Source organism: Desulfonatronospira sp. MSAO_Bac3, from assembly GCF_003838035.1.
In the GTDB taxonomy this organism is placed as follows: domain Bacteria; phylum Desulfobacterota; class Desulfovibrionia; order Desulfovibrionales; family Desulfonatronovibrionaceae; genus Desulfonatronospira; species Desulfonatronospira thiodismutans.
In genome coordinates, this window is sequence record NZ_QYZY01000266.1 from 1 (window position 1) to 5,344 (window position 5,344).

The following is a 5,344-nucleotide window of genomic DNA, read 5'->3' on the forward strand; positions in this document are numbered from 1 at the left end:
CGAGGTCTGAGCCTGAGCAGCCTGCTTGTCCTGTGGCTTTTTATCCTTGTCCGGCTGGGTCTTTTGCGGCCTGGCCTGGCTTTTTTCTTTTTGTTCAGCTTGGGGTGGTGCTGGCTTTTCCTCCTGAGGATCTGGCGGTGGCGGGGCCTTTGTCTCCGGCTCAACTTCAGGCTCCCGGGCCTTGTCTTCCTCCTCATCCTCCTGGTAAACCTGTTCATGTTCAGGTTCTTTTTCAGGTTGGGGACTATTCTGTGCATCCAGGGTGCTGCTATCTGAAGGGGTGAATGTTTTTTCCCAGATTGTCTGCAGGTTTTCTTCGCCGGCATCACCAGGATGCTCCAGAACCTCGATGCTTAGCTCGCTGTCTTCATCCACAAAGATGAAAACATCATCTATTGCACCTCTGCCCATGTTTGAAGCAAGTAATATATCCCACCATACATAGCATTTTTCAGGGTCAATGGACTCCAGGTCAGGGATTTCTTCATGATGAGCTGCAACAAAGATGGGGCCGAGTTCTCTTAGTTCATCCACAAGCATCAGGGGGTCGGTTCCAGTGGCGAAGATGTCTCTTTCGGGCTTGAACCGGATATGATAAACTTCTGTTTCTCCCTGTGGGTCCTCTTCCTGGACATGCTGCGCCGGGTCTTCAGAGGATTTAGATCCCTGCTCCGGCAAAATTTCTTCGATGGATTTTAAAATCTGATCCAGGCTCTCCCGGCTTACGGTTTCGGGATGGTAAAGCAGGGCGTGGATCTTGTCCTTGGCCTGCAATGTCAGGTCCAGAAGTCTTTTTGAGACCTGCATTTTTCCGCTGCGGACAAGGTCGAAGGCATTTTCTATCTCATGGGTGAACTCGGACAGTTGGTCAAAGCCGAATATGGCCCCTGATCCCTTTATGGTGTGCAGCGCCCTGAAAGCACGGTTGATCAGTTCGGAATCATCCGGGTTCTCCTCCAGTTCCAGAAGGGTGGTTTCAAGTTCCGGCAGGATATCCCCGGCTTCTTCCCTGAAAGCCTGCTGCATTTGTTCATTTTCTTTTTGTTTGTTCTGGTTCATTTTTTTATCCGTGAGCCTGCATGGGGTGTTGAGGCGGGTTCCTGTATCCCGCCGGGCTGCCGTTTTTTTGCTTCTATTTTCAAGATGATAATCCGGGCGGGGTTAGCTGCTATCAAGCATGGAGACAGGACCAGCCTGAAGCATCCGGTGGTTTTATGTAAGGCTATCAGGCAAGATGTTTTAAGGCAACAAATTTATTGGCCCTGACACGGCCTGCCCGTAACAACCATGCAGGGGGCAGGTAACGGCCAGGGGGACAGTCCCCTGGCCTTATGGTATTAGTTACCACCGAGGACCCTCTGACATGGTTAAGCCTGCCTTAATCGGGGATTTGAATGGTGAGGTGTTTTATGTTGGAATTTTTTCTAAGTTTGACCTTTTCAAAATGTGTTGATAGCCATCACTATTATGCATGGAAACAGCAATCTGCTGGAAACCGCAGCAAGGATTCTCGGGGTAGAGGTGTGGGCTGCTGGCAGTGAAATACGCTACAGTTATTACCGTTTAATGAGCATGTATCATCCTGATAAAAATCCTGGGGATCCCGAGGCTCAGAGGCTTTCCGCCCTGATAAATGAGGCCAGGGACATACTGCTGGGCAAAGAAACCAGGGCCAGTCTGATAAAGGACCCTGTGCTTGTCTCGCAGTTTTTAAATACTCCCGTGGAGGAAGGCGAAGTCCTTAGTTATAATGAGTGGCTCAAAAGCAGGTTTTATGACATCAAGGGCTGTTCCATCTGGCCTGGTTGAGCCGGGGTGAGAGGTTGTGGCATTGGATAAACTGGAAATATATCTGCCGTATATGGCCTGTGCATGTACACCGGGCAGTCCGGCAGGGGATAGAAAGACTCAAAGGCTGCAGGACGCCCTGCTGGAGCTGCAGAATGATTTCAATGTCAGCTGCATGGTTTACGCCCTGAATATGCACCTGCAACAGTTCAGATCCAGGCCTGAACTGGCCGGAATCCTGCAGAACCAGGGCAAGAAAGGCTTGCCTGTAATTTTTATCAATGACAGGCTGTGTTTTCAGGGTGAATATCCTGACCGGGCTCAACTGGAAGAGGCCCTGAAAAAGTATGGTGATAATTTTTAAAGCCGTCAGGCCGGCAGCTCCGGATTGACAGTATAAATGTTTGTAAAGTAACAAAGATGTTCCTGTGTGGATGACTGTGCTTCAATTCTTTAAGGTGCTTATTTCTTTTTAATCAAGGGAGGATTATGGCATGAAAGAGCCCGCAACTCTCCAGGAAAAATGGGACGCCCTGCCCGAATGGGTGCGCAAGCTGGTGGGAAAATACAAGTATGAATGGGAAGACCTGCCCGACGAGGCCAGGCAGGCTTTCAGCTCGGAAGAAGGCCAGGCAAAGATTGAAAGGGCCTTCAGCGAATACTCCAAGGATGTCCACGGAGAATTCAGATAGATTCTGTCCGGGGAAGGGGCCTGGGGCTTTTTCCCCGGAAAACTTCAGGTCATCTGGTCAAATATTCTCCCTGAATACCTGAGCAGCAGGTTTACCAGTATTTCCTCCAGGGACATCTCAGGGGTCTGCTTCCTGGCCTCCACAGCCTCGTCCATTATGTCCGCCTGAGACTCCAGGCGGGAAGCCTGAAACTCCAGGCTGGATTTTCGTCCGCTGTAGATATCCTCGATGGTGGTCACGTCCCCGATAAGTTCGGATAATAGATCCAGTTGGCCCTCTCTGTCGGCTTCAGTCTCCAGATCAGTTCCCTCCAGTCCCTTCCAGTCTCTATCATCCAGGGGATAAAATTTGATAGTAGTAAGCCCGTCACGGCCCAGCAAAGATTTTATCTGCACCTTGCCGTCTTCGTCTATCAGACTGCTGCCTCCCCATTTTTCGCTGTCCAGCAGGTGCATGGTGTTGTACTGGGTATGACTGATTATGCTTTCAATTTTTTCCCGCATTTCATTGTAATCATCTGCAACCTCCTGCCTGTATTCCAGATCACCCTCGTCTATCTTTTGCGCCAGATCCTGCATTTGTTTCAAAGTATCCCTTATACTGTCCACCGCTTCCGAGGCGATGCCCATGATCTGGGCGGCCTCCTGTACATTGCGTGAATGCTGGCGGATGGCGGCGCTGTCTGAGCGCAGCCTGCCGGTGATGGCCTGGTCAAAGGGGCTGGTCAGAGGCTGTATCGGCTGCTCGCCGATCATCATGCGGCGCAGGTTGGCACCTACCTGCGAATCGCGGAAGTAGGCGCTCATGAGCATGTCCATCTGCACGTTGGGGGATAAAGACAGTATTTGAGCCAGATTGCTTAAGGCCATGTGCTGCTCCAGAAATAATGGTGGTATTCAAAAAAATATATCGGACGGAACAGCATTAATCTTTAGTGAAAACAGCTGAGAGCTAAACATTTGAGGCTGTAGAAAAAAGCAGAGATTCCGGCAGCCGCCCAGGACTTTCTATGCGGCCGGGGCGTTGGAGTAGAAGCAGTAGGGATCGCGGTCCTTGTGCGGGTCCAGTCCCAGGCTGTAAATGACCGCCTGGCATCCGCCGCAGGCAGGCAGCAGCCTGCAGTCTCTGCAGGCCTCGCTGCCGGCCCTGTATTTCCGGCCGGCCTCAGACTCATAGGATTGTATAAGCCCGTTTTGAAAGATATTTCCGAGAGGTGATGGAAATTTTCGGCAGGCATGCAGTTCGCCATCAGACAGCAGGGTGGCGAAATTAAAGCCTGCACCGCAGCCGAACCCTGTGCAGCCGCCAAAGGGCTTGTGCCCGTTTTCATCCCTGATGCTGTTGATGAGGTTGTCCTTGAGGCCCAGTACTGGATTATCCCGGGTTGCCCGGATGTATTCATGCAAAAAGGATTCGTATCCGGCGTAAGAGGGCATCAAGAGGGAAGCGCCCTCGCCCACGGCGGAAAGCCTGTTGAAGGTGAAAAGGTCGGTCATATCCCGCAGGTGCTCGCCCAGGGGCAGAACCTGGTCCATATTGTCCCTGGTCAGGGTCAGCATGACCTGGGAGGAGATGCCCAGTTCCCGGAGAAGGGGCAGAAATTCCATGATCCGGTCAAAGTATCCGGGCTGGCGGACGAAATCGTTGTGTTCCCGCAGACCTTCCAGGCTTACCTGGTACATGGACGGAGTCTGAATCTCCAGAAGTTGTTCCAGTCGCTGCCTGGATGCTGGATTGCCCAGGATATTCACCGGAAAGCCCCGTCTGACTGTTTCCAGGTAAAGCTGGTCAAAATGTGGATAAAGCAGGGGGTTGCCTCCGGTAAAGGTGACTTTGGCCCGGACATTGTTGTGGGTGCAGAATTTCTCCAGTTCATCCAGGACATAATATGCGCTTTCCAGGGACATGGGGCTGCGGGAGGAGCGGTCGTAGCAGTGCTTGCAGTTCAGATCGCAGACCTGGGTTATGTGCCATTGCAGGGTAAACACCCTGGGGTGCATAAAGCGTTCGAAAGATTTGTCATGGGGCTGAAATATTGCCGGGTCCCTGCCAAGCCGGGTGCGCGGTGCCAGGATCAGGCCTCTGGATGCGGACTGGTCCACTGCCCGGTGCAGTTCTGCCAGATTGACTTTATACTCCAGGGCGGTGCTGCCCATGGGCTGATCTTCACTGACTATCTTCAGTGCTGTCAGAGTCCGGTGGTCTGCTGGTTGAGCTCTGGAGCAGCCGCTGGCCGGATCGAACCAGACAAGCATAAGCTCCGGCTGTGAGGCAGGCTGGATCTTTGGATCACCGGCCCTCTCCAGGGCCTTGTCCAGTCCTTTCCAATGCAGTTCCAGCATTTTCAGGGAGGGGTTGATCATTTTCTGGTGGACACTGGAAGGTACCTGGTCCGCAAGCTGAAGGCAGCTGTATAGGGCTGTTTCCAGCTCAGCCAGTTCCGCCAGGTATTCTGGAAGCTCCAGTTTGTGAGACAGGGATGAAATCATTGCCGGGAATTTTTCCGGGCCAGGCTTCGTGTCCATTCTGGCGACCAGAGCGGACCAGGCCTGCCGGGTGACAAGACTTTTACATGCCGGGAATATATTTTCCAGATTTGTTTCATTTGGTTGCATGACAGCTCGTGCTCAGGGGATAGAAGATTATTGGCTGGAGTATGAATCAGTATTGTGGCGAACAGTTACAGTTTTTTCAGGCAAAGTTCAATACCTGCGCCGACAACCTGCCGGCGCAGGAAGTTAGATAGTTTCCATCCGGAAATTCTTTATTTCCGGATGCTGAAACTGATGGTTTTCTTTCCGGAAACGAGGAGTTTTTTCTTTTGGCAAGGAAATCAAGCAATTATGAGGAGGCGTATCTTAATA

At 51.8% G+C, this 5,344-nt stretch carries 6 protein-coding genes; 3 read left to right on the forward strand and 3 right to left on the reverse strand.

From position 1 onward, the window contains the following. Window positions 1-1,059: Hpt domain-containing protein (locus tag D5S03_RS09135; protein WP_287043616.1), on the reverse strand; the 1,059-nt coding region annotated here is incomplete at its 3' end. A gap of 408 nt (window positions 1,060-1,467) precedes the next feature. Between D5S03_RS09135 and D5S03_RS09140 the strand changes: the two genes are divergently transcribed. The 3 genes from D5S03_RS09140 (at window position 1,468) to D5S03_RS09150 (ending at window position 2,480) form a co-directional block, all read left to right on the forward strand. Continuing rightward, the gene (locus D5S03_RS09140; protein ID WP_008870575.1) at window positions 1,468-1,809 is read left to right on the forward strand and encodes a J domain-containing protein; all 342 of its coding nucleotides are present in this window, start codon (window positions 1,468-1,470) and stop codon (window positions 1,807-1,809) included. Window positions 1,810-1,825: 16 nt separating this feature from the next. Further along, window positions 1,826-2,152: an arsenic metallochaperone ArsD family protein gene (locus tag D5S03_RS09145; protein WP_040418660.1), complete on the forward strand. Its 327-nt coding sequence runs from the start codon at window positions 1,826-1,828 to the stop codon at window positions 2,150-2,152. Between the two features lie 130 nt (window positions 2,153-2,282). Then, a complete protein-coding gene (locus D5S03_RS09150) occupies window positions 2,283-2,480 on the forward strand; it encodes a hypothetical protein (protein WP_008870573.1) in 198 nt (65 codons plus the stop codon). Between the two features lie 44 nt (window positions 2,481-2,524). Here the strand turns inward: D5S03_RS09150 and D5S03_RS09155 are convergent, their stop codons facing one another. Then, window positions 2,525-3,349, reverse strand: a complete 825-nt coding sequence (locus tag D5S03_RS09155; protein ID WP_008870572.1) for a flagellin N-terminal helical domain-containing protein — start codon at window positions 3,347-3,349, stop codon at window positions 2,525-2,527. A gap of 138 nt (window positions 3,350-3,487) precedes the next feature. After that, window positions 3,488-5,095, reverse strand: coding sequence for a thio(seleno)oxazole modification radical SAM maturase SbtM (gene sbtM / locus D5S03_RS09160; protein ID WP_008870571.1), 1,608 nt, complete (start codon window positions 5,093-5,095; stop codon window positions 3,488-3,490). Window positions 5,096-5,344: the final 249 nt, after the last annotated feature.

What these genes read in the sequence shown, in the direction of transcription:
- D5S03_RS09140 (WP_008870575.1), top strand. Translation starts at nt 1,468, where the DNA reads ATGCATGGAAACAGCAATCTGCTGGAAACCGCAGCAAGGATTCTCGGG.
- D5S03_RS09150 (WP_008870573.1), top strand. Translation starts at nt 2,283, where the DNA reads ATGAAAGAGCCCGCAACTCTCCAGGAAAAATGGGACGCCCTGCCCGAA.
- D5S03_RS09155 (WP_008870572.1), bottom strand. Translation starts at nt 3,349, where the DNA reads ATGGCCTTAAGCAATCTGGCTCAAATACTGTCTTTATCCCCCAACGTG.
- sbtM (WP_008870571.1), bottom strand. Translation starts at nt 5,095, where the DNA reads ATGCAACCAAATGAAACAAATCTGGAAAATATATTCCCGGCATGTAAA.